The sequence below is a fragment of the Nocardia asiatica NBRC 100129 genome (genome assembly GCF_000308415.1).
Classification (GTDB): domain Bacteria; phylum Actinomycetota; class Actinomycetes; order Mycobacteriales; family Mycobacteriaceae; genus Nocardia; species Nocardia asiatica.
In genome coordinates this window covers 39,283-61,965 of sequence record NZ_BAFS01000129.1, presented here as the reverse complement: position 1 = coordinate 61,965, position 22,683 = coordinate 39,283, and the positions used below count along the sequence as shown (strand labels likewise).

Genomic DNA, 22,683 nt, shown 5'->3' with positions numbered 1-22,683 from the left:
CCGGTGTCGACCCATCCGGCGGCCGCCGCCCTCTGTGCCGTGCTGGCGGCGCTGCTGTTCGCGGTCGCCGCGGTCGCGCAGCAGCGCGCGGCGGCCGCGGTACCGGAGGGCCAGTCGCTGGTACGCGCGTTGCTGCGCAACCCCCGCTGGTGGGCGGGCGTCGTCGGGGACACCGGCGGATACGCCATGCAGGTCGCCGCGCTCGCCTTGGGCGCGGTCCTGCTGGTGCAGCCGATTCTGGTGAGCGCGCTGGTCTTCGCGCTGCCGCTGTCCGCCCGGCTCAACCACCGCCGCGTCGCGCCGCGCACCTGGGCGACCGCCCTCGCGCTCACCGCCGCGCTGGCCTGCTTCCTGCTCGTCGGCAATCCGACCGCCGGCGAGGCCGATGCGCCGCTGCGAGATTGGCTCCTGCCGCTGGGCATCCTGCTCGCCCTGCTCGCCACCGCCACGGCCGCGGGCTTCGCCGCGCGCGACCCGCGGTGGCGGGCGCTGCTGGTCGGCGCCGCGAGCGGCGCGCTCTACGGGCTGGCCGCCGCCTTGACCTCCTATGTGACCGACCGGTTCGAGCACGGGCTCGGCGCCGTGCTCGGCGCGTGGCAGACCTGGGCGCTCATCGCGGCCGGCGGCGCGGGCGTGTACCTGCAACAGCGCGCCTACCAAGCCGGGCCGCTCACCGCGTCGCTGCCCGCCGTCACGATCGCCGAGCCGCTGGCCGCCGCGTTCATCGGCTTCGCCGTGCTCGACGAGCGGTTGCGCACCGACGCCGCCGGGCTGGTCGTCGTCGCGGGCGCGGTGCTCGTCATGGGCTGCGCCGCCGTCTCGTTGTCGCGCTCCCAAGCGGCCGCCTGAGACCCGCGCGCAGAAGAGCCCGCGCCGGTCGGCTCCCGGTTATGATCGGTCGAGTGCGCTTTCTCCCCGGTCATCAGCCGCCGTACGACCTGACCTACGACGATCTGTTCCTCGTCCCGAACCGGACGGATGTCGCGTCGCGCTTCGACGTCGATCTGTCGACTACCGACGGGTCCGGCACCACCATCCCGATCGTCGTGGCCAACATGACCGCCGTCGCCGGACGCAGAATGGCCGAGACGGTGGCGCGCCGCGGCGGTCTCGTCGTCCTGCCGCAGGACCTGCCGATCACCGCGGCCGCCGACACCATCGCCTTCGTCAAGAGCCGCTCGCTCACCGCCGATACCCCCGTGACCCTCGACCCGGACCGCTCGGTCTCCGAGGCCGTGGCGCTCATGCACAAGCGTGCCCACGGCGCGGTGGTGGTGGTCGACGGGGGCCGCCCGGTCGGCGTGGTGACCGAGGCCGCCTGCGCCGACGTCGACCGCTTCGCCCGGCTGCGCGAGGTCGCGGTCACCGATTTCGTGCGGGCCCCCGCCACGACCACCCCCCGCGATCTGTTCGACCTGCTGCACGCCGAGCACGCCGACTTCGCCGTGCTCACCGCCGAGGACGGCACCCTGGCCGGGGTGCTGACCCGCACCGGCGCCCTGCGCGCGGGCATCTACCAGCCCGCCGTGGACGCCACCGGCAAGCTGCGGGTGGCGGCCGCGGTGGGCATCAACGGCGACGTGGCCGCGAAGGCCAAGTCGCTGGTGGATTCGGGCGCCGACCTGCTCGTCATCGACACCGCGCACGGTCACCAGGCGAAGATGCTCGAAACCCTCTCCGCGGTTCGCGATCTCGGCCTCGGCGTCCCGCTGGTCGCGGGCAACGTCGTCTCCGCCGAGGGCACCAGGGATCTCGCGGAGGCGGGCGCGGACATCATCAAGGTCGGCGTGGGGCCCGGCGCCATGTGCACCACGCGGATGATGACCGGCGTCGGACGCCCGCAGTTCTCCGCGGTGGCCGAATGCGCGGCCGCCGCCGCGGAACTCGGCGTGCACATCTGGGCCGACGGCGGCGTGCGCCATCCCCGCGACGTGGCACTCGCACTGGCCGCCGGCGCGTCCAACGTGATGATCGGCTCCTGGTTCGCCGGTACCTACGAGTCCCCCGGCGACCTGCGTGTCGATCGTGACGGCAACGCCTACAAAGAGAGCTTCGGCATGGCCTCCAAGCGGGCCGTCGCCGCCCGCACCGCCTCCGACAGCGAATTCGACCGCGCGCGCAAGGCGCTGTTCGAAGAGGGCATCTCCAGTTCCCGGATGCGGCTGGACCCTGAGCGTCCCGGCGTGGAGGACCTGCTCGACCACATCTGCTCGGGCGTGCGCAGCGCGTGCACGTACGCGGGGGCCCGCACGCTCGCCGAATTCCACGACCGGGCCGTACTCGGCGTGCAGTCCGCGGCCGGATTCGCCGAGGGGCGCCCGCTGCCCAGCGGTTGGTGAACGCCGACACGCGAAGCACACCGGCACCGGCCCACGCCCCTCGGCACGTGGGCCGGTAGCATGGTGGTTGCCGGACACCGGCACCACGACTCGTTTGCGAAAGGATCCAGTTGTCACCCGCGTCCGAGGGCGCCGTACAGGAGGGCTCCTCTACCGAGCCGGGTGACCATCCCGGCGTTCCCCTCCCCGCAGTAGTCCCATTCCGCACAGGCTGTCTCCCGGCACCGCCCAGGTGGTGCTGACGATGTCCATCGCGCTCACCGCGCTCAGCCTCATCGGGTTCATCGCACTCACCGTCGGCACCGCCCTGTTCGTCGCCGCGGAATTCTCCCTCACCGCTCTGGAACGCAGCACCGTCGAGGCGCACGCCCGCACCGGTGACGTTCGCGCCCGAATGGTCCGCAAGGCCCATCGCACCCTGTCGTTCCAGCTGTCGGGCGCCCAGCTCGGCATCACCATCACGACACTGGTCACCGGTTACATCGCCGAGCCGGTGCTGGCCCGGTTGCTGAATCCGGTGTTCACCGGCATCGGGCTGAGCGAGACCGCTGCCAGTGGCGTCGCCTTGACGCTGGCCCTGATCCTGGCCACCTCACTGTCGATGATCTACGGCGAGCTGGTGCCCAAGAACATCGCCATCGCCAAGCCGCTGGCCACCGCCCGCGTGACGGCCGGACCGATGATCGCGTTCTCGGTGGTGTTCAAGTGGATGATCCACTTTCTCAACGGCACCGCCAACTGGGTGGTCCGCAGGCTCGGCGTCGAGCCCGCCGAGGAGTTGCGCTCGGCCCGCTCGCCGCAGGAACTCGGCTCCCTGGTGCGCACCTCCGCGCTGCGCGGCGCGCTGGACCAGCCCACCGCCCAGGTGATGGATCGCTCACTGCAATTCGGCGAGCGCAGCGCCGAGGAACTGATGACTCCGCGCGTGAAGATCGAAGCGCTGGACAAGGACGACACCATCGCCGATCTGATCGACGCGGCGGGCCGCACCGGCTACTCCCGTTTCCCGGTGATCGACGGCGACCTCGACAACACTCTCGGCTTCGTGCACGTCAAGCAGGCCTTCACCCGCCCCGCGCACGCGCGCCGGACGTTCCCCCTGCACCGGCTCGCTCAGCCGGTGCCCATCGTGCCCGCCAGCCTGGACGGCGACGAGGTGCTCGAGCGCGTCCGCGCCGACGGCATGCAGGTCGCCCTCGTCGTGGACGAGTACGGCGGCACCGCGGGCCTGGTCACCATGGAGGACATCATCGAGGAGATCCTCGGCGACGTCCGCGACGAGCACGACGAGGAGGAGCGCGACGTGCGCCGCGTCTCCGACGGCTGGGACTGCTCGGGCCTGCTGCGCATCGATGAGGTCTCCCGGGCGACCGGGTACGACGCCCCCGAAGGCGAGTACGAGACGCTGGGCGGCCTCGTGCTCACCCGGCTCGGCCGCATCCCGGTCACGGGCGACGAGGTGGTACTGCCGAATCCCCGCTCGCAGCAGTGGACCGTGCCCGACGGCCACGACGAGGGCGGCTGGATCGCCCGGGTGGAGCGGATGGACGGACGGCGCATCGACCGGGTCCGGCTGATCCCGGTCGACGCCGACGCCCTCGCGACCAAGGAGCACAGCCATGGGTGACCTGTTCGGCGTCCTGCTCACCGTCGTGTTGCTGGGCGGCAACGCCTTCTTCGTCGCCGCCGAGTTCGCGCTCATCTCCGCCCGCCGCGACCGGTTGGAAGCGCTCGCCGCGCAGGGCAAGCGGAACGCGAACACCGTCATCCGCGCGGGTGAGAACCTCTCGATGATGCTCGCCGCCGCGCAGCTGGGCATCACCATCTGCTCGATCCTGCTCGGCCGCGTCGGCGAGCCCGCCGTCGCGCATCTGCTGGAGGGGCCGTTCGAGTTGCTCGGCCTGCCCGAACAGCTGCTGCACCCGGTGGCGTTCGCGATCGCGCTGACCATCGTGGTCGTCCTGCACATCCTGTTCGGCGAGATGATCCCGAAGAACATCGCGCTGGCCGGACCGGAACGCAGCGCGCTGCTGCTGGTGCCGGCGCACCTGATGTGGCTGCGGCTGGCCCGCCCGCTCATCGCGTTCTACAACCTGTGCGCCAACCTGTCGCTGCGCCTGGTGCGGATCGAGCCGAAGGACGAGCTCGAGGCCACCGTCTCGACGGTCGAGCTGGCCGAGATGATCGGCGAGTCCCGCTCCGAGGGACTGCTCGACGAGGAGGAGCACCGCCGGCTCACGCAGGCTCTCGGCACCAGCGACCGGGTGGTCGCCGACGTCATGGTGCCGCTGGACGCGACCCGATCGATCCCGCTGCGCGGCAACGGGACCACGCTCGGCGACACCGAATCCGCCGTGGCCGAGACCGGGTTCTCCCGCTTCCCGGTGCGGGCGGGCGACGGCTCGCTGGTCGGCTACCTGCACGTCAAGGACGTGCTCGACAAGGTCGCCGACGAGAGCGCCGGTCCGGGGACGCCGATTCCGCGCACCGATATCCGCCCGTTGCCCACGGTCGGCATGAGAACCACGCTGTACGAGGCGCTGGCGCGGCTGCGCCGCACGAACAGCCATCTGGGCCGGGTGGTGGACGAGCGGGGCAACACCACCGGCATCGTCGCCTTGGAGGATCTGGTGGAGGAGTTCGTCGGCACCGTCCGAGACGGCACGCATCGAGTGGGCGAATGACGACCGGAGCAGCGAGCGTCGCCGGGCAGGTCGGGGCGCGATGACCATGCGCGTGCTGTCCGGTGCGCAGTGGCGGGCCCGTGCCACCGCCCACCGGGCCCGGCTGGACGAGTTGGTCGGGCCCTACCTCGAGCGGCGGGCGCGCGGGTCGTCGCATCCGGTGATCGACTTCTTGTTCACCTACTACGGGCACAAACCCGCCCAGTTGCGCCGCTGGCACCCGGGGTACGGCATCGCGCTCGCGGATGCCGCCGAGTACCACGGCGCGCGGGGGTATCACCTGGTCGCCGCGGCCGGTTCGGATGCCGAGCCGCCCGCGGCGGACATCTACTCGGCGGATCCCGCCTACCTGGCCAAACGCCGCGACACCGTCGCGTTCGTCGCGAGTTTGCTGCGTGCGACCGCGTCCCGGCCCGCCCAGTTGTCCTGCTTCGGGCTGCACGAATGGGCGATGGTGTATCGCACCGACGACATCCGGCACCAAAAGGTTCCGTTGCGCCTCGGACGGGCGGGCACCGACGCGGTGGTCGACTCGATGTCGTTGCGCTGCACACATTTCGACGCCTACCGCTTCTTCACGCCGGAGGCTGTCGGCCGCAATGCCGAGCCGCTCACCCGAGCCGACCAGCTGCGCCGCGAACAGCCGGGCTGCCTGCACGCGAACATGGACTTGTACAAGTGGGGCTTCAAGCTGGTTCCGCTGATCCCGTCGGAGTTGCTGCTGGACTGTTTCGAGTCGGCCTGCGCCGCACGCGAACTCGACATGCGCGCCAGCCCCTATGACCTGTCCGAGTTCGGCTACGCGCCGGTGCGCATCGAGACGCCCGCTGGGCGCGCGGAGTACGTCCGCGCCCAGGTCGCGCTGGCGCAGCGCGCGGCCGAACTGCGCCGGACCTTGCTGCTCGTCTGCGAGGAACTGCTGGCGGCAGCCGACGACGCGGAATCCGTCCGCCCACGCTGACGCCGCGGCTGAACGGAAAAGTTCGCGAATCCCTGCGGGATTCGAGGAAACGTCCCCCGAAGTTACCGAGGCTTACTACTATTCAGTCAGTTCAGCGGCGACTGTCCCAGTCACCCTGACCAGATGAAGTCGAAGACGAAGTTGGGGGACGCGACGATGCGCCCAGTGACCGGACTGCGCCGTGCCAAGCCGCTGGCGCTGCTCACCATCGGCATTGTCACCGCCGTGCTACTGCCCGCCGGCGCCTCCGCCGATCCGCGATCGGAGACCCGCGACGTCGTCCGAGAGTTCCTCGACGTCGGGCGTACCTCGGTCCCCCGCGCCGACTGCGGACCGGGCGCCGCGCCCGAGAACGGTCTGCAGGGTGATGTCACCGCCGCCGACCGCGACAGCGGGCGCAGCACCCAGGGCTACCGGTGCAATATGTCCTTCGTCGGCGGCTACGCCGGGCGCGGGGCGGGCATCACCTCCACCAGCTTCGAGCACTGCGCCTACCTGGGCTCGTTCTTCCCCGGAAACCTCCTCGGCGAGGGGCGCGGCGTGCAGGTGCTCGACGTGTCCGATCCGGCGCAGCCACGCCCGACGGTGACGCTGACCGAGCCCGCCATGCTCGCGGGCACCTGGGAGAGCCTCAAGGTCAACACCGCGCGCAAACTGCTGGTCGGCACCGGCGTCCCGGTCGGCGAGGGCGTGGGCTACCTGTCGGTCTACGACATCTCCGATTGCGCGCATCCGCGGCTGCTCAATCCGGGCGCCGGAACGAATCTGCTGATGCCGCTGCCGATCACCACACACGAGGGCGGCTTCTCCCCGGACGGCAACACGTACTGGGCGTCGGGGATCGCACCCGGATTCGTCAGCGCGGTCGACCTCACCGACCCTGCCCACCCGCGCGTGGTGTGGCAGGGGCTGACCGGCATCGAGGCGCACGGCTTCGGCATCAGCCCCGACGGCAACCGGATGTACATCTCCGCGCTGGGCGGATTCACCGTCCTCGATATCAGCGCGGTACAGCGCCGCGATCCGAACCCGCAGGTGCACCACATCGGCCGGGTGTTCTGGACGGACGGCTGGGCCACCCAGCACAGCGTCCCGGTCAGCTACGACGGCAAGCCCTACCTCTACACCGTCGACGAAGGCGGCTCCGGCGGCGTCAAACTCGTCGACATCTCCGACGAGACCGCACCCGAGGTGGTCAACAAGATCAAGCTCGAGATCAACCTGCCCCAGCACCTCGACAGCAATATCGGCTCGTCCATGGGCGGTTCCGCCTTCGCCTACGAATCGCACTACTGCGCGGCGGACCGCAGGGTGAACCCGACGGCGCTGGCGTGCGGGTGGATCTCCTCGGGCATCCGGGTGTTCGACATCCGCGATCCTTTCGCCATCCGCGAGATCGCCTACTACAACCCGCCCGCTCGGACCGGGCAGAACCTGAGTCTGTGGAACTCGCCGCACGCACTCGCCTCCCTCATCGGCATCCCGCTGATGACCACGCCCTCCGCGCTGCGCGCCGTGCTGGAGGGACAGTTCGACCCGCTGGATGCCACCACCCCGCGCACGGGCCGCCTCGCCTTCGGCGACGTGTCCACCGATTGGTGTCTCTCGCCGCCGGAATGGCGCGGCTCGCAGCTCTACGTCTCGTGCTCGGACAACGGATTCATGGTGCTGCGCTTGGACGACGAGGTGTACTCGCCTCCGGCGGATCAGCAGTCGATCGTCGGATCGTAGCGATGCGGCACTGGACGCGAACCGCGGCTCTGGCTTCGGCGGCCTTCGCGCTGCTCGTGCTCGGCGCCGCGCTGCGGCCCCTGGTGTTCCCGGAGAACCACTCCCCCGCACCGATTCTCACCGCGGTGGAGATCGGCTTCGTGCAGGACATGACCACCCACCACCAGCAAGCGCTGCTCATGGTGCAGCGGCTCGATCGCTCGGTGGACCCGGCGATCGCCCGGTTGGCCGAGCAGATCGACCGCACCCAGCGCCTGGAGATCGGCACCATGCTCGGCTGGCTGCGCCTGGCGGAGGCGGCCCCGAGCGCCGCCCATCCGATGGCGTGGATGCGCGCCGCATCGCACCGGCATCCGGCAGCGGGCGCGCAGACCGCCCACGCTTCCCTCATGCCCGGGATGGCGAGCGCCGCGGAGCTGGACGCCTTGGCAACGGCCCGCGGCCGCGACGCGGAAGTGCTTTTCCTGCAGTTGATGTTCCGGCATCACCAGGGCGGAATCGCGATGGCCGAGGCCGCCGACGGTCTGCTGGCCTCCGGACCGGTCAAGGAGATCGCCCGCGCCATGATCCACGGCCAAGGCCAGGAGGCGGGAACGATGGGGATGCTGCTCACCCAGCGTGGGGCGACCCCGCGGCCGTGACCCATCACGGTCACGACGCGACATGCAATTGGAATCCGCTCGCCCCGCGCGTGTCGCGCCCCGGCTCGAGACGCAGGCTGCGGTCGGAGTCGCCTCCGGCTTGCGGGGCGGTACGGAATCGGCGCGAGTTCCGCCAGTTCCGTCGTCCGCCGCCGCAGGTCGTCGGCGACCTCGGCGAAGCGTGCCGAGCCCGGCCCGATGGTGTCGTGCACCAGGAACGGCGGCGGCACGTCCATGGACGCGCCACGGCGGGCAGACCGGCCGGATCGTGGGCGACCGGCGAGATCTTCCTCGTCCACGCAGGTCGGCGGCGTGACAGGTCGCCCGGTGACGGCACGGCGGCGGCGCGGCGGTATGGTCGGCTGAGCCGGGTCATGATCGTCGGCCGGGAGAGGTTGGGCAGCAGATGATTCGGACGGATGCGTTCACGGTGCCGGGACACGTGCGCGGTTATCCGGGAGTGGCGTTCGGCGGGTACGTGGCGGGCATGCTCGCCGCCGCGAGCGGTTCGGCGCAGGTGCGCGTCGACTTCCGGCGCAGAGTCTCGGTGGACACCCCCGTGCTGCTGGCCGCCGACGGCGCGGGCGGCGCGACGCTCACCGATCAGGACGGCACGGTGCTCGCCGAAGCGGCCGCCTCGACGGTCGCGGTCACGCCGCGGCCCGCGCCGACTTGGGCGCAGGCTCGGGCGGCGAGTGCGACCGCCGACGCGCTGCGCAAGATGAGCCACTGCTACGGCTGCGGAGCGGCCTGCGCACCCGGCCGTGGCTTGCGCCTGTCGCCCTGGGCCATGTCCACCCACGACATGGTCGTCGCCGCGTGGACTCCCCATCCCCTGCTCGGCGGGCCCGACGGCTTCCTCTCCACCGAAAACGTCTGGGCGGCTCTGGATTGCCCCGGCGGGTGGGCCGCGATGGCCCTGCGCGATCTGCGCCCCGGCGCGGTCACGGCCGCCCTCACCGCCACCCAGTTCGAACCGGTCCGCGCCGGTGACTCCTACGTCTCCTACGGCTGGCCGATCGCCGCGAACGGCCGGAAACACACCGTCGGCGTCGCGCTGGCCCGCACCGACGGCGCCCTCTGCGCCCTCGCCGAAGCCCTCTGGATCGAGCCCCGCCAACCACTCCCGTTCGAGTGGTGACCCACCCCACCCGGATCTGTCGGTGACGATCGGTACCGTCGCCGCACTGCCGAAAGCAGCGGCCCGGCACTTCCTGGAGATGCTGATGACGACCGACACGTCCCCGTACTACAGCCAGTTCTTCAAGCAGCTCTACGCCGACGGCATGGCCGAAGGCGAAGCCAAGGGTGCGGCGAGAGGGGAAGCCGCAGCGTTACTCACCATCCTGCGTGCCCGCGGTTTCGACATCCCCGCGGCGCTCACCACCGAGATCGAGGCCTGCACCGATCACGCCCGCCTGACCGAATGGATCACCCGGGCGGCGACGGCGAGCACCCTGGAGGAGGTCTTCGGCGACCTCGCTCAGTGAGTCTCGACGAAGCGGTACCACTGGCCGTCGAAGGCGGAGTATTCGATGCCGTTGGTGGCTGGTGGGCCGAGGTGGGGTGGGGTGGCCGGGTCGCGGAAGAAGGCGAAGCCTTCGGTATTCGAGTCGCCTCGCTGCGTGTAGAACAGGCAGCCGCCGTCCCGGGGCGTGATGAAGGTGATGGTGTAGACGCCCAGGCGGGTGCGGTGGCCGGAGTGGGCGCAGTCGACGGCTTGGTCCTCGAGGATCCCGCGGGAGAGCCGCCAGCCGGTGTCCTCCGGGACGTCGTAGAGCGTCAAGGCCACCAAGACGCCGATCAACACGGGCGAGGCGAGGCTGTGGAACAGGGCCCGGTAGCGCAGCAGGCCGAGCAACCCGAACAGGATGGCGACCCCACCGAGCACACCGAGGACGGCCCACAGCACGACAAGGGTCGGAAAAGTGCCCTCCGCGGCGAGTTGCCAGAACAGCGCCGCACAGCAGAGTGTGACCAGGGCGGTCAGGAGCCCCATCCACAGCACGAACCAACGAGGAATACGCGACCGTGTGCGCACGGGCCCTGCGGAGTTCACATGATCAAGATACGAGGGGCGGGCGATTCGCGCGCGGGATCGGTGGCGAGATCGCCGCGCTCGGTGGCGATCCGGCGGGCCACCACACTAGTGACGGATAACGCGCGAAGCCACGCAGGGTCAATTCCGAAAGCCTCACCTGGTGCGATCGCGCACGGCGCCGCGCATCAATTCCGGTGATTCGACGTTCACTTGTGCTCGGTGAACTGTCGAGCCCACCAGTGTGAAAACAAACGATCCGGAACGTTTTCCGATTCCGGCCGGAAACCGAAAATCCCCCGGCCAGGACACCTGACCAGGGGATTGCCCACTACTCGAAGTAGCTCGTGTACCGCACGCTCACAGCGGCGGGAAGCCCGCCGATCCGGTGGCCATCCAATTCCAGAACATCGCCGCGCGATTGGCGAGCAATGCCACGATGTCGAGCACAACGCTTCCCATGAATCTTCCTCACAAATCGAACGATCTCGTGCGGCCCCAGGGTAACGGACCGACAAACAGGAATCGAAACTCCCGCTGCCGCGAAAGCGCGAATCCCCCGCCGACGAGCCGGGGGATTCGCGATGTGTACGGACTAGACGCAGGCCAGCGCCTTCGCCTCACGGCGACGACGGTGCAGGATGGGCTCGGTGTAGCCGTTGGGCTGCTTGGTGCCCTCCAGGATCAGCTCCTTTGCCGCCTGGAAGGCGATGCTGCCCGCGAAATCCGGAGCCATCGGCCGATAGTTCGGGTCACCGGCGTTCTGGCGGTCCACGATCGGGGCCATCCGCTCCAGGCTGGCCACCACCTCGTCGGCGGTGACGATGCCGTGACGCAGCCAGTTGGCCATCAGCTGGCTGGAGATGCGCAGGGTCGCACGGTCTTCCATGAGCGCGACGTCCTTGATGTCGGGCACCTTGGAGCAGCCGACGCCCTGATCGATCCAGCGCACCACGTAGCCGAGAATCGACTGGGAGTTGTTGTCCAGTTCCTGGCGCTTCTCCTCGTCGGTCCAGTCCGGCGCGGCGGCCAGCGGGATCTCGAGGATCTCGTCGACGGTGGCGCGGCGTCCGCCCTTGGCGATCTCCTGCTGCCGCTTGAACACGTCGACCAGGTGGTAGTGCGTCGCGTGCAGGGTGGCGGCGGTCGGCGAGGGCACCCACGCGGTGTTGGCGCCCGCACGCGGGTGACCGGTCTTCTGGGTGAGCATGTCGGCCATCAGGTCCGGCATGGCCCACATCCCCTTGCCGATCTGCGCCTTGCCCGGCAGCCCCGCCGCCAGACCGGTGTCGACGTTCCAGTCCTCGTAGGACAGGATCCACTGCTGGGACTTCATGTCGGCCTTGCGGACCATCGGCCCGGCCTCCATGGACGTGTGGATCTCGTCGCCGGTGCGGTCCAGGAAGCCGGTGTTGATGAACACCACCCGCTCGGCGGCGGCCTGGATGCAAGCCTTCAGGTTCACCGTGGTGCGACGCTCCTCGTCCATGATGCCGACCTTGAGGGTGTTGCGCTCCAGCCCGAGCACGTCCTCGATCCGGCCGAACAGCTCGTTGGTGAACGCGACCTCGTCCGGCCCGTGCATCTTCGGCTTCACGATGTAGACCGAGCCGGTGCGGCTGTTCTTCAGCTTCGCGTCGTCGGCCAGGCTGTGCTTGGCGATCAGCGACGTGATCAGCCCGTCCATGATGCCCTCGGGCACCTCGTTGCCCTCGGCGTCGAGGATCGCGTCGGAGGTCATCAGGTGGCCGACGTTGCGCACGAACAACAGCGAACGGCCGTGCAGCACCAGTTCACCTCCGTCCAGCGCGGTGTACACGCGGTCGGGGTTCATGGTGCGGGTGAAGGTCTTCTCGCCCTTGCTGACCTTCTCCGCGAGGTCGCCCTTCATCAGGCCGAGCCAGTTGTGGTAGCACAGCACCTTGTCCTCGGCGTCGACCGCGGCGACCGAGTCCTCGAAGTCCATGATCGTGGTGACCGCGGACTCCAGCACGACGTCCTTGACGCCCGCGGTGTCGGTGCTGCCGATCGGCGACTGCGGGTCGATCTGGATCTCGATGTGCAGTCCGTTGTGCTTCAGCAGCACCGAACTCGGCGACTCCGGGTCGCCGAGGTAGCCGACCAGTTGCGAGGCGTCGGCCAGACCGATGCTGGTGCCGTCCTCCAGGCCGACCTCCAGCTCGCCGTCGACGATCTTGTAGGACGTCGAGCCGATGTGCGAACCGGTGATCAGGGTGACCGAGTCGTCGAGGAAGTTGCGCGCCCACTCGATGACCTTGTCGCCGCGCACCTTGTTGTAGCCGGCGCCCTTCTCCGCGCCGTTGCTCTCCGGGATGGCATCGGTGCCGTAGAGCGCGTCGTAGAGCGAGCCCCAGCGCGCGTTGGCGGCATTGATGGCGAAGCGGGCGTTCATCACCGGCACCACGAGCTGCGGGCCCGCGGTGACGGCGATCTCGTCGTCCACGTTCTGGGTGGTGATCCGGAAATCGGCGGGCTCGGGGCGCAGGTAGCCGATCTCGGTCAGGAAGTTCTTGTAGGCGGCCCTGTCGTAGTTCGCGCCGGGGTGCTCGGCGTGCCAGGCGTCGACCTTGCCCTGGATCTCGTCGCGTTCGGCCAGCAGGGCGCGGTTGCGCGGGGCGAGGTCGTTGACGACCTGCTCGGCCCCGGCCCAGAACGCGGCGGAATCCACGCCGGTCCCGGGGAGCGCCTCGTTCTCGACGAACTCGTGGAGAACGCGTGCCACCTGGAGCCCGCCGACCTGAATCCGCTCTGTCATCTACTGCCTCACTTCCGCGAAACCGGGTGGGAAAACAAGGCCATGTTACCCGCGGGTAGTGGTGCCACCGCACGCCGGGTCGTCCGGCCCTGTGCCCGAATCTGTCCGCCACGCCGATCTGAGCAGGTCTTCATCCGGCGGGTCGTCGAGCCGTCGGCGGTCGGCCGGACAGCCCCTTGATCGTAACCCGCGGCCGATTTAATGTACTGATCGGAACATTTCTCGACCCACGCAGGAGTTCAGGTGTCACTCACCGACAAGGTCGCCGTCGTCACCGGCGGGAGCCGCGGTCTGGGCAAGCAGATGGTGCTCGCGTTCGCCGAAGCGGGTGCGGACGTGGTGATCGCCAGCCGCAAGCTGGAAGGGTGCGCCGCGCTCGCCGAGGAGGTGACGCGGCGGTTCGGCCGCCGGGCGCTGCCGGTGGCCTGCAACGTCAGCGACTGGTCGCAGTGCGACGCTCTGGTGGAGACCGTCTACGCCGCGTTCGGCCGGGTGGACGTGCTGGTGAACAACGCGGGCCTCTCGCCGCTGTACCCGAGCCTGGACCAGGTCAGCGAGGCGCTGTTCGACAAGGTCATCGGCGTCAACCTGAAAGGCCCGTTCCGGCTGTCGGCCCTGATCGGCAGCCGCATGGCGGCCGAGGGCGGCGGCTCGATCATCAATATCTCCTCGATCGAGGCGGCGCGGCCGGAGCCGTTCGCGGTCCCCTACTCCGCGGCCAAGGCCGGGCTCAACGCCCTCACCGGCGGCCTGGCGCAGACGTTCGCGCCGAACGTGCGGGTCAATACGATCCAGTGCGGCCCGTTCGAGACCGATATCGCCACGGCGTGGCCCGACGAGCTGCGCACCGAACTGACCGAGCACAACGCGTTGCGCCGCGTCGGCGAACCCGGCGAGGTGGTCGGGGCGGCGCTGTTCTTCGCCACCGACGCTTCCGCGTTCTGCACCGGCGCCACCCTCGCGGTCGACGGAGGCTGGCGATGAAGGCCCTGACCTACGAAGGCCCACAGCAGATCTCGTACAACGAACAGCCCGACCCGGTGCTACCCGGTCCCGACGGCGCGATCGTCCGGGTCACCGCGGCCGGCATCTGCGGCAGCGATCTGCACATCTACGCCGGGCACGGATTCGTGCCGGGCGCCGGTTACGGCGTCGGGCACGAGGCGGTCGGCGAGATCGTCGAACTGGGGCCGCACACCCGCGGGTTCTCGGTCGGCGACCGCGTGCTGGTCGCCGCGTCGGCGGGCTGTGACAGCTGCCCGCAGTGCCGAGCCGGGATCGTCACCGCCTGCGCGCGCCACCCGCTCCCGGTCGACGCCTGCTACGGCCTCGGCGGCTCGCTGGCGGGATGCCAAGCCCAGCTGCTCGCCGTACCGCACGCCGCGGGGAACCTGGCGAAGCTGCCCGACGAGGTGAGCGACACCGCCGCCGTCGTGCTCACCGACAACGGGCCCACCGCGTGGTACGGGGCGCGGCGCGCCCGGGTCGCGCCGGGCGACACCGTGGTGGTGATCGGCCTGGGCCCGGTGGGACTCATGGCGGTGCAGTCCGCCTTCGCGATGGGCGCGGCGCGGGTGCTGGGCGTCGATCTGCTCGCCGAACGCCGCGAGCGCGCCGCCGCCCTGGGCGCCGAGCCGGTCGAGTCCGGCGACCCGAAGCAGGCGATCCGCGAAACGTTGTGCGGAGGAGCGGATGTCGCGATCGAAGCGGTCGGCGCCGACGAGACCGTCAAGCTGGCGATCAGCGCGGTCGGGCACGGCGGCCGGGTCAGCGTGATCGGGGTGAGCCACAACCGCGCCTATCCGTTCCATCTGATGGCCGCGCAGGTGAAGGATCTCGAATTCCACATCGGACTGTGCGCGATCCAGTACGAACTGCCCGCGTTGCTGAAGCTCACCGCGGGCGGCAGGCTGCGGCCCGAGGCCGTGGTCACCCACCACCTCCCGATGTCCGAAGGGCCCGCCGCGTACCGGATGTTCGCCGAACGGGCCGACGGGGTCGGCAAAGTCGTCTTGGACCCGTCGAGATGACCGCCCCCTCCCGCCGCCGCGGGCGGCCCCCCGCCGCGGAATCCACGGCGAGCGACACCAGGGAGCGGATCGTGCGGGCGGCGATCGACCTGTTCGCGGAGAAGGGATTCCACGGCACCGGCGTGGCCGAGATCGGCGAGCGCGCCGACGTGCAGCGCGGCGCGCTGTACTACCACATCGGTTCCAAGGAGGACCTGCTGTGGCAGATCCTGCGTGACTACATCCAGCGGATGCTGGCCGACGCCGAACAGATCGCCGACGGACCCGGCGATCCGGTCACCAAGCTGCGCGGGCTGATCCACAGTCACGTGCGGCTGATCATCCGGCACCAGCGTGAGGTGGCCATCCAGCTGCGCGACGTCGGCGCGCTCACCGGCGAGCGCGCCGCCCAACTGCAGGACCTGCGCGACCGGGTCCAGCACTGCTGGCAGCGGGTCGTCGACGCCGGTCATGCCGAGGGGGCGCTGCGCACCGACGACCACGTCGTGACCAACAGCGTGCTCGGCATGCTGAACACGGTGTCGTTCTGGTACCGCCCGCACGGCGACCGCTCGCCTGCCGAGATCGCCGACATCCTCACGACCACTTTGCTCGACGGCGTGGTGAACGACACCGCGCGGGACACGAAAGGCTGATCATGGCTTGGGATTTCGAGACCGACCCGGAGTACCAGCGGAAGCTGGACTGGGCGGCGGAGTTCGTCCGGACCGAGGTGGAGCCGCTCGATCTGCTCTACCCCAATCCGTACGACCGCACCGACCCCGAGGCGATGGCGCTGGTGCGGCCGCTGCAGGAGCAGGTCAAGGAGCAGGACCTGTGGGCCTGCCACCTGGGGCCGGAACTCGGCGGCCGCGGCTACGGGCAGATGAAGCTCGCGCTGCTCAACGAGGTGCTGGGCACGTCGGTGTGGGCGCCGTCGGTATTCGGTTGCCAGGCACCGGATTCCGGCAACGCGGAGATCCTCGCCCACTACGGCACCCCGGAGCAGAAGCGGACCTACCTCGAACCGCTGCTGGCCGGGGAGATCGGCTCGTGCTACGTCATGACCGAGCCGACCGGCGGCGCCGACCCGACGCTGTTCCGGACCCGCGCCGTGCGCGACGGCGACCACTGGGTGATCAACGGCGAGAAGTGGTTCAACTCCAACGCGCAGTTCGCCGCCTTCCACATCGTCATGGTGATGACCGACCCGGACGTGAGTCCATATCAGGGCATGTCGATGTTCATCGTGCCCGCCGACGCTCCCGGCCTGGAGATCGTGAAGAACTTCCACGTCGCCGGGTTCAGCGAGCACGAGGGCCATCTGCGGTTCACCGACGTCCGCGTCCCCGCGGACCATCTGCTCGGGGCCGAGGGGTCGGGTTTCGTGGTCGCGCAGACGCGGCTGGGCGGCGGCCGCGTGCACCACGCGATGCGCACGGTCGCCATGGTCCGCAGAGCGTTCGACATGATGGCCGAGCGGGCGGTGTCGCGCCCGATGCGCGGCGGCACGCTGGCCGGGCTGCAGATGACCCAGGAACGCATCGCCGACAGCTGGATCGAGATGGAGCAGTTCCGGCTGCTGGTGCTGCGCACGGCCTGGCGCATCGACAAGGAGCAGGACTACAAGAAGGTGCGCAAGGACATCGCCGCCATCAAGGTCGCCATGCCAAGGGTGATGCACGACGTCGCCCAGCGCGCGCTGCACCTGCACGGCGCGATCGGCGTCAGCCAGGACCTGCCGTTCGTCGACATGCTCACCTACGCCGAGGTGATGGCCCTCGCCGACGGGCCCACCGAGGTGCACAAGATCACCCTGGCCAAGGAGGTGCTGAAGGATTACGCCCCCGCCGACCCGGTGTATCCGAGCGGATACCGGCCCGCGCTCCGGGAGAAGGCGCGTGAACTGGTCGCCCGGCGCCTCGAGCACATCGTCGGAAACCTTTGAGCGGATCGCACGCGGGGGATGTCGTCGGCGCTCAGGACGCGCGCTTGGCGGCGTCCCCGATGTGCGAGGTGTCCGCGTATCCGGCGACGGGACTGAGCCGCAGCACCGACTGCATCCGGCGGGTGAGCGCGGGCGGGCCGGCGAACGCCACGCGGCCCGTCCGCAGCGCGTGCGCCAGCGGAAGCCGCCCCAGCCACACCTGATACAGCGAGGCGACGTCGGAGCTGATCGTGACGTCCACGGGATACCCGGGATCGGAGTCGCACACCGAGGGCACGCCGGCCTCGAGCACGATCCAGAAGCGGCGCAGGTCGTCGGTGAACCGCACCAGCAGCACGTGACGCCGGCCCGGGAACGACGAGGTGTCCACCCGGGTGTGCATCCACCACACCAGCAGGGCGGGGTCGCGCTCGTCGTCGCGTGGCGCGCCGAAGGTTCGGCGCGCGCCCCATTCGCCGAGGCCGAACAGGATCGGCTCCAGCTCCCGGCCCGCGTCGGTGAGCAGATATTCACCGGCCGCCTTGTCCACCAGGCCGGCCCGCTCGAATTGCCGCAGACGTTTGGCGAGCAGGCTGCGCGACAGACCGGGCAAGCCACGGGCGAGGTCGTTGAACCGCGTGGCGCCCAGCAGCAGGTCGCGCAGGATCAGCAGCGACCAGCGCTCGCCCACCACGTCGAGCGCGCGGGAGATCGGGCAGTACTGGCCGTAGCCGGGCATCGAAGTCGTCATGGCACCTCGCGGACGGAGTCTCGTTTCTGGACCGGGCAGGTCTACTTTCTGCACTATCCGGTTATCGCGGTCGTTCCTAACTTCGAAACATGACCACTACAGCTCCTGCCGTCACCGCCACCACCACCGATTGGATCGCCCGCGCGCGCCGCGTCGGCGAAGCCCTGCGCCCCGACGTCGCGGCCCGGGACGTGTCCGGCGAGTTCTCGCTCGCCGCCTTCGACCTGCTGCGCGAGAGCGGACTGTCCGCGGCGCTCGTCCCCGCCGAGTTCGGCGGCGGCGGGGTGACCCACCGCGAGATGGGCGCGATCCTGCGCGAACTCGGCCGCCACGACGCCTCCACCGCCGTCGCCTTCGCGATGCACACCCACTTGGTGGCCGCCCAGGTATGGCGGCACAACCACGGCATCGACGCCGCACCGCTGTTCGCCAAGGTGGTCGCGGGCGCGATCCTGGTCAGTACCGGCGCCTCCGACTGGGTCGGCTCCAACGGCCGCGCCGAGCGGGTGGCGGGCGGTTACCGGGTGCATGCGCGCAAAGCGCCCGCCAGCGGCTGCGAGGCGGGCACCGTCCTGGTGACCAGCGTGCGCTGGGACGACGCACCGGAGGGCCCGCAGGTACTGCACTGCGCGGTTCCGTTCGCCGCCGCCGGCGTGCACATCGAAAAGACCTGGGACACGATGGGTCTGCGGGCCAGCGGATCCCACACCGTCGTGCTCGAGGACGTGTTCGTACCCGACGCCGCCGTGTCGCTGATCCGCCCGGCGACCGTGTGGCCACCGCTGCTGAACGCCGTGCTCGGCGCGGCGATGCCGTTGATCATGGCGGCTTACCTCGGTATCGCCGACGGCGCGGTCGAGCTCGCCACCACCGCCGCCGCGGGCCGGGCCGACGCGCCGACCGTCCAACTGGCCGGTGAGATGGTCACCGCGCACACCACCGCGGGCGATCTCGTCGACGCCATGTTCAGCGCATCGGAGAACCTGCATTTCGCCAACACCGACCGGTACGCCGGCCGGGCGCTCAGCCGGAAGACGGCCGCGGCGGACGCGCTCGTGCACACCGTGCGCCTGGCCGTGGAAACCGTCGGCGGATTCGGCTACTCCCGCACCGGTGAACTGGAGATGCGCTACCGCGACGTGCACGGCTGCCTTTTCCACCCGTTGCCGCGGGCCGCGCAGACCCACTTCACCGGTCGCGTGCAACTCGGGCACTCCCCGATCGAATGACACACCGACGTTCCGTTAACGCCGCCGCCCGCCCCCATAATGAAGTGGGGGCGAGAAGCTCTGCGCGGTGCACCGAACCGGCACCGGGCACCCGACGACGCTCCGAGGAGATGCCATGGTGTCCGCACGCCGGATCGCCCGATCGCCGATCACTTGGACCGTCGCGGTGCTGCTGATGGTGGCACTCGGCGCCGGACTGGCCGCATTCCAACCCTGGCGGCTGTTCACCGACACCACCGTGCAGGAGGCGGCGCCGTCGGCCGCCCCGGCGCCCGGCCCGGGCGATACGGCACAACAGCCACGCGCCATCGCCGAGGGCACCTTCGTCTCGCACGAGCACGCCACCACCGGCACCGTCGTGCTCCTGCGCATGCCCGACGGCAGCACCGTCCTGCGATTGCGGGACCTCGACACCTCCGACGGCCCCGACCTGCACGTCTGGCTCACCGACGCGCCGGTGCGCGAGGGCCGCGACGGGTGGTTCGTCTTCGACGACGGAGCGCACACCGACCTGGGCAAGCTCAAGGGCAACCAGGGCAACCAGAACTACGCGGTGCCCGCCGACGCGGACCTGGCCCAGCTGACCAGCGTCGCGATCTGGTGCGACCGGTTCAACGTCTCCTTCGGCGCCGCCGAACTGCGCCCGGTCTGATCCGGGAACCCCCGCCGAGCACCGCCGGAAAATCACCCGACAACGGCGGGTGCGCTGTGCCACCATGTGTTTCGACACCGACCACCGCATCGAGGTGGTCACCGGGCAGTGGAGAGGAGGGGCGGCAGTGATTCCGGAGACGACGAAACGAACGCAGGCCGAGACGGCGCGTTCGTCGATCGCGGGCTGTGTGTCGGGCAGGCCGATGCGCGCACCGTACGGCGAACCGGACGTCAGCCGCCTCCAGGCCGACGGCTGATCGCCGCACTCCTGTCCTCCTTCGCTCGATTCCGCACGAAACGTGGTGACCCCCATGACGTTCCGCCGTGCCGCCGATCCGGCGGCGTTGACCGCCGACAACTGGATACACACCGGTGTGCTCGTCCTGAACGCCTCCTACGAGGCGCTCGACGAGATCAAGGCCGACCGTGCCGTGGTGCTGCTGGTCGCCGGAGCCGCCGAGTCGGTCGCCGACCGCGAGCCGCACTTCCCGATCCGGTCGCGGCACATGGAACTGGCTCTGCCGGAGACGATTCGGCTGCTGCGCTACGTCTACCTGGAGCACACCGCGCTGGTCGACGACGAGAGCAGGGCCACGCTGGCGGGCGTCCTGCGCCGCGACCGCAACCGGTGCGGCTACTGCGCGGGGTGGGCACGCACCGTGGACCACATCCGGCCGCGGTCTCGGGGCGGGCCGAACACCTGGAGCAACCTCGTCGCCTGCTGCGCGCCGTGCAACTCGGCCAAGGCGGACCGCACCCCGCAGGAGGCGGGTATGCGTCTGCTCTGGGAGCCGAGGGCCCCCACCCATCAGGCCAGGCAGCAGCGGCGGATCTGGAAGCGACTCGCCACGACCTGACCACCACCCGAGAAAGGAGAAGATCGCGATGACGCGCACCGACACCACCGCCGTGGCGGAGTTGACCCTGGCCGACCTGCTCCCGCTCTCGGACTCCCGAGGGTGGCACCGGGCGGCCTGCCGCGGTGACCCGAACCACGAAGCCTGGTTCCCGTACCCGTCGCAGGACTTCGACTACGCGCGAGAAGTCTGCGGCGGCTGCCCGATTCGGAAGGCGTGTGGCGATTTCGCCGCGCGCACCGGGCAGTCCGGCGTCTGGGGCGGGCACGAATTCGACCGCGGACGAGTGATCCGCCACTGAGGCACCGCCGTCGCGCCTTCGGGCGCGGCGGCGCACTTCCTTCCCCTGGCCAGGAGGAACCTCGCCGAGGCTGCCCGGAGCCGGTGACCATACACTGGGGCGCGTGGGCACTCATCGCAGCGGAACCAGGTCCCGGGGCGTCAGCAAAGGTCCGGTTATCGCGGTGGTTGCCATTGCGTTACTGGCGGCGATGGTCGTCGGCTGGTTCCAATTGCGTGACCGGGCGGCCGATCAAGACAGTGCGGCAGCGGCCGAATGCGTCGAAGGCCCCGCCACGCTCTACGTGACGGCCGATCCGAGCATCGCCGCGCAGGTGCGGACCGCCGCGGACAGCTACAACGCCACCCAGCCCAAAGTGCGTGACCACTGCGCTCGGGTCGCGGTGACCGCGCAGCCCTCCTCGGCGATCGTCGCCGCGTTCACCAGCGGCGAGCCCTGGGACCAGGCACTCGGCCAGCAGCCTGCGCTGTGGATCGCCGATTCGACCCGCTCGATCGAGTTCATGCGGGTGCCCGGCCTGATCGAGGGCACGCCGGTGCCCGTCGCCGCGAGCCCGATCGTGCTCGCGGTGCCGGAGGAACTGCACCGCGCGCTGGAGCAGGCCGAGGTCTCGTGGGCGGATCTGCCGCGGTTGCAGCAGGGTTCGCTGGACGAGGTCGGGCTCAGCGGCTGGGGCGGGCTGCGGATGGCCCTGCCCGCGGGCGACGCCACGCTGGCCGCGGCCGTGGCGGTCGGGTCCGCCGTCTCGGGCGCGGAGCCGCTCACCGAGCAGGCGGCGCAGTCCGGCCAGGTGGTCGCGGCGATCTCCGGACTCGCCAGCGATGCCCCTGAGTCGTCCGTCGAGACGACGGCGCTCGCGGAGATCACGGCCCAGGACGCGCCCATGCACGCGATCGCTGCTACCGAGCAGCAACTCAAGGGACTGCCCGGCGTCGTCGGGTACCGGCCCGCCGGTTCGGCGCCGGTGGCCGACTACCCGGCCGCGTTGATGTCCGGCGCCTGGGTGGACAAGACCCAGAACCTCATCGCCGGGCGGTTCACCGACTTCCTGCGCAAGCCCGAGCAGGCTCAGGTCTTCGCCGCGGCGGGCTTCGGCAGCGCGCCCCAGACCCCGGCCGCCGTCCCCTCGCGTGCCGCGCTCGACAAAGTACGGGACACGCTGGCGAATCCCGTTCTCGGCGTCCGGTCGACGGTCCTGATCGACGTGTCGGCCTCGATGGGCACGGCCGAGGGCGCGACGACGCGGCTGGCGAACGTCCTCGCCGCGCTGAACTCCACGATGACGGTCATGCCGCCCGACTTCGGCCTGGGTGTCTGGACCTTCGGCAAGAACCTCGACGGCACCACGCCGTACCGGGTGGCGGCCGCGACCGCCCCGCTCACCACCGACCAGCGGACGAAGATCACCACCGCGCTGAGTTCCGTCCGCCCGGGTGAGAGCCGGTCCGATCAGGCCTACCCGTCCCTGATCGCGGCCTACAAGAGCGCCGTCAGCGGATACACGCCGGGGCGAACCAACTCGGTCCTGCTGATCACCGACGGCCCCGACGACGATTCCACGATCACCGGCACGCAGCTGGCCGCCGACATCACCGCGGCGACCGACCGCACCCGCCCGGTGCGCGTCGACGTGATCGTGCTCGGCGGCAGCGGCACCCAGACGCTGCAGGCGCTGGCCCAGCAGACCGGCGGAAGCTATACCCGCCTGGCCACCTCCGACGACATCAGCTTCGGCTCCGCGGTCGTCGAAGCGCTCACCACGCCGTAGGCGCGCCGCCATGGGTG

22 protein-coding genes are annotated in these 22,683 nt (G+C 70.3%); 19 read left to right on the top strand and 3 right to left on the bottom strand.

Translation table 11 applies throughout. The annotated features are described in order from the left end of the window. Nucleotides 1-3 precede the first annotated feature (3 nt). The 9 genes from ON27_RS12465 (at nt 4) to ON27_RS12425 (ending at nt 9,846) form a co-directional block, all read left to right on the top strand. Nucleotides 4-849: a DMT family transporter gene (locus ON27_RS12465; protein ID WP_043724791.1), complete on the top strand. Its 846-nt coding sequence runs from the start codon at nt 4-6 to the stop codon at nt 847-849. Nucleotides 850-902: 53 nt separating this feature from the next. After that, nucleotides 903-2,339, top strand: coding sequence for a GuaB1 family IMP dehydrogenase-related protein (locus ON27_RS12460; RefSeq protein ID WP_043724787.1), 1,437 nt, complete (start codon nt 903-905; stop codon nt 2,337-2,339). Between the two features lie 244 nt (nt 2,340-2,583). Then, a complete protein-coding gene (locus ON27_RS12455) occupies nt 2,584-3,966 on the top strand; it encodes a hemolysin family protein (protein WP_043724902.1) in 1,383 nt (460 codons plus the stop codon). Then, on the top strand, nt 3,959-5,023 hold the full coding sequence (locus ON27_RS12450) for a hemolysin family protein (RefSeq protein ID WP_043724781.1): 1,065 nt from the start codon (nt 3,959-3,961) through the stop codon (nt 5,021-5,023). Before ON27_RS12455 ends, ON27_RS12450 begins: the two co-directional genes overlap by 8 nt. 46 nt (nt 5,024-5,069) lie before the next feature. Next, nucleotides 5,070-5,984 carry a hypothetical protein gene (locus ON27_RS12445; RefSeq protein WP_043724898.1) on the top strand — a complete coding sequence of 305 codons (915 nt, stop codon included), beginning with the start codon at nt 5,070-5,072 and terminating at the stop codon, nt 5,982-5,984. Nucleotides 5,985-6,140: 156 nt separating this feature from the next. Further along, nucleotides 6,141-7,715, top strand: a complete 1,575-nt coding sequence (locus ON27_RS12440) for an LVIVD repeat-containing protein (RefSeq protein WP_043724779.1) — start codon at nt 6,141-6,143, stop codon at nt 7,713-7,715. A gap of 2 nt (nt 7,716-7,717) precedes the next feature. Beyond that, complete coding sequence (locus tag ON27_RS12435) at nt 7,718-8,356, top strand: DUF305 domain-containing protein (RefSeq protein WP_043724775.1); 639 nt, start codon at nt 7,718-7,720, stop codon at nt 8,354-8,356. Between the two features lie 406 nt (nt 8,357-8,762). After that, on the top strand, nt 8,763-9,497 hold the full coding sequence (locus tag ON27_RS12430) for a PaaI family thioesterase (protein WP_043724771.1): 735 nt from the start codon (nt 8,763-8,765) through the stop codon (nt 9,495-9,497). Nucleotides 9,498-9,519: 22 nt separating this feature from the next. After that, nucleotides 9,520-9,846, top strand: a complete 327-nt coding sequence (locus ON27_RS12425; RefSeq protein ID WP_051046478.1) for a hypothetical protein — start codon at nt 9,520-9,522, stop codon at nt 9,844-9,846. On the opposite strand, the gene ON27_RS12420 is transcribed toward ON27_RS12425, so the two are convergent. Both ON27_RS12420 and ON27_RS12415 read right to left on the bottom strand, forming a co-directional pair. After that, a complete protein-coding gene (locus ON27_RS12420; protein WP_043724768.1) occupies nt 9,840-10,355 on the bottom strand; it encodes a hypothetical protein in 516 nt (171 codons plus the stop codon). The genes ON27_RS12425 and ON27_RS12420 overlap by 7 nt on opposite strands. A 634-nt stretch (nt 10,356-10,989) precedes the next feature. Next, nucleotides 10,990-13,170 (bottom strand): malate synthase G, encoded by a 2,181-nt coding sequence (locus ON27_RS12415; protein WP_043724766.1) that lies wholly within the window; start codon nt 13,168-13,170, stop codon nt 10,990-10,992. 243 nt (nt 13,171-13,413) lie between these two features. Here ON27_RS12415 and ON27_RS12410 point away from each other — a divergent pair, with 243 nt between their 5' ends. Genes ON27_RS12410 through ON27_RS12395 form a run of 4 tightly spaced genes read left to right on the top strand, consistent with a single transcriptional unit; the run spans nt 13,414 to nt 17,127 of the window. Then, nucleotides 13,414-14,154 carry an SDR family NAD(P)-dependent oxidoreductase gene (locus ON27_RS12410; RefSeq protein ID WP_043724763.1) on the top strand — a complete coding sequence of 247 codons (741 nt, stop codon included), beginning with the start codon at nt 13,414-13,416 and terminating at the stop codon, nt 14,152-14,154. Continuing rightward, nucleotides 14,151-15,200, top strand: a complete 1,050-nt coding sequence (locus ON27_RS12405) for an alcohol dehydrogenase catalytic domain-containing protein (RefSeq protein ID WP_043724762.1) — start codon at nt 14,151-14,153, stop codon at nt 15,198-15,200. Before ON27_RS12410 ends, ON27_RS12405 begins: the two co-directional genes overlap by 4 nt. After that, nucleotides 15,197-15,835 (top strand): TetR/AcrR family transcriptional regulator, encoded by a 639-nt coding sequence (locus tag ON27_RS12400; protein ID WP_043724761.1) that lies wholly within the window; start codon nt 15,197-15,199, stop codon nt 15,833-15,835. The genes ON27_RS12405 and ON27_RS12400 overlap by 4 nt, the downstream gene beginning before the upstream one ends. 2 nt (nt 15,836-15,837) lie before the next feature. After that, on the top strand, nt 15,838-17,127 hold the full coding sequence (locus ON27_RS12395; protein ID WP_043724755.1) for an acyl-CoA dehydrogenase family protein: 1,290 nt from the start codon (nt 15,838-15,840) through the stop codon (nt 17,125-17,127). A gap of 31 nt (nt 17,128-17,158) precedes the next feature. Here ON27_RS12395 and ON27_RS12390 read toward each other — a convergent pair whose 3' ends face one another. Further along, a complete protein-coding gene (locus ON27_RS12390) occupies nt 17,159-17,857 on the bottom strand; it encodes a winged helix-turn-helix transcriptional regulator (RefSeq protein WP_051046477.1) in 699 nt (232 codons plus the stop codon). 89 nt (nt 17,858-17,946) lie between these two features. On the opposite strand from ON27_RS12390, the gene ON27_RS12385 reads away from it, so the two are divergent. The 6 genes from ON27_RS12385 to ON27_RS12360 all read left to right on the top strand — a co-directional run bounded on the left by ON27_RS12385 (nt 17,947) and on the right by ON27_RS12360 (nt 22,666). Beyond that, nucleotides 17,947-19,086, top strand: a complete 1,140-nt coding sequence (locus tag ON27_RS12385; protein WP_043724753.1) for an acyl-CoA dehydrogenase family protein — start codon at nt 17,947-17,949, stop codon at nt 19,084-19,086. 115 nt (nt 19,087-19,201) lie between these two features. Beyond that, nucleotides 19,202-19,738, top strand: coding sequence for a DM13 domain-containing protein (locus ON27_RS12380; protein ID WP_043724745.1), 537 nt, complete (start codon nt 19,202-19,204; stop codon nt 19,736-19,738). Between the two features lie 64 nt (nt 19,739-19,802). After that, on the top strand, nt 19,803-19,997 hold the full coding sequence (locus ON27_RS12375) for a hypothetical protein (protein ID WP_043724742.1): 195 nt from the start codon (nt 19,803-19,805) through the stop codon (nt 19,995-19,997). Between the two features lie 54 nt (nt 19,998-20,051). Then, complete coding sequence (locus ON27_RS12370; RefSeq protein ID WP_043724739.1) at nt 20,052-20,597, top strand: HNH endonuclease; 546 nt, start codon at nt 20,052-20,054, stop codon at nt 20,595-20,597. A gap of 28 nt (nt 20,598-20,625) precedes the next feature. Continuing rightward, complete coding sequence (locus tag ON27_RS12365; RefSeq protein ID WP_043724735.1) at nt 20,626-20,898, top strand: WhiB family transcriptional regulator; 273 nt, start codon at nt 20,626-20,628, stop codon at nt 20,896-20,898. Between the two features lie 103 nt (nt 20,899-21,001). Then, nucleotides 21,002-22,666, top strand: coding sequence for a VWA domain-containing protein (locus ON27_RS12360; RefSeq protein ID WP_043724733.1), 1,665 nt, complete (start codon nt 21,002-21,004; stop codon nt 22,664-22,666). Nucleotides 22,667-22,683 lie beyond the last annotated feature (17 nt).

Excerpts from the sequence above, each read along its gene's own strand:
- ON27_RS12400 (WP_043724761.1), top strand. The coding sequence starts at position 15,197 with ATGACCGCCCCCTCCCGCCGCCGCGGGCGGCCCCCCGCCGCGGAATCC.
- ON27_RS12455 (WP_043724902.1), top strand. The coding sequence starts at position 2,584 with ATGTCCATCGCGCTCACCGCGCTCAGCCTCATCGGGTTCATCGCACTC.
- ON27_RS12435 (WP_043724775.1), top strand. The coding sequence starts at position 7,718 with ATGCGGCACTGGACGCGAACCGCGGCTCTGGCTTCGGCGGCCTTCGCG.
- ON27_RS12395 (WP_043724755.1), top strand. The coding sequence starts at position 15,838 with ATGGCTTGGGATTTCGAGACCGACCCGGAGTACCAGCGGAAGCTGGAC.
- ON27_RS12440 (WP_043724779.1), top strand. The coding sequence starts at position 6,141 with ATGCGCCCAGTGACCGGACTGCGCCGTGCCAAGCCGCTGGCGCTGCTC.
- ON27_RS12430 (WP_043724771.1), top strand. The coding sequence starts at position 8,763 with ATGATTCGGACGGATGCGTTCACGGTGCCGGGACACGTGCGCGGTTAT.
- ON27_RS12405 (WP_043724762.1), top strand. The coding sequence starts at position 14,151 with ATGAAGGCCCTGACCTACGAAGGCCCACAGCAGATCTCGTACAACGAA.
- ON27_RS12415 (WP_043724766.1), bottom strand. The coding sequence starts at position 13,170 with ATGACAGAGCGGATTCAGGTCGGCGGGCTCCAGGTGGCACGCGTTCTC.
- ON27_RS12380 (WP_043724745.1), top strand. The coding sequence starts at position 19,202 with ATGGTGTCCGCACGCCGGATCGCCCGATCGCCGATCACTTGGACCGTC.
- ON27_RS12450 (WP_043724781.1), top strand. The coding sequence starts at position 3,959 with ATGGGTGACCTGTTCGGCGTCCTGCTCACCGTCGTGTTGCTGGGCGGC.
- ON27_RS12375 (WP_043724742.1), top strand. The coding sequence starts at position 19,803 with ATGTGTTTCGACACCGACCACCGCATCGAGGTGGTCACCGGGCAGTGG.
- ON27_RS12370 (WP_043724739.1), top strand. The coding sequence starts at position 20,052 with ATGACGTTCCGCCGTGCCGCCGATCCGGCGGCGTTGACCGCCGACAAC.
- ON27_RS12365 (WP_043724735.1), top strand. The coding sequence starts at position 20,626 with ATGACGCGCACCGACACCACCGCCGTGGCGGAGTTGACCCTGGCCGAC.
- ON27_RS12385 (WP_043724753.1), top strand. The coding sequence starts at position 17,947 with ATGACCACTACAGCTCCTGCCGTCACCGCCACCACCACCGATTGGATC.
- ON27_RS12445 (WP_043724898.1), top strand. The coding sequence starts at position 5,070 with ATGCGCGTGCTGTCCGGTGCGCAGTGGCGGGCCCGTGCCACCGCCCAC.
- ON27_RS12420 (WP_043724768.1), bottom strand. The coding sequence starts at position 10,355 with ATGGGGCTCCTGACCGCCCTGGTCACACTCTGCTGTGCGGCGCTGTTC.
- ON27_RS12390 (WP_051046477.1), bottom strand. The coding sequence starts at position 17,857 with ATGACGACTTCGATGCCCGGCTACGGCCAGTACTGCCCGATCTCCCGC.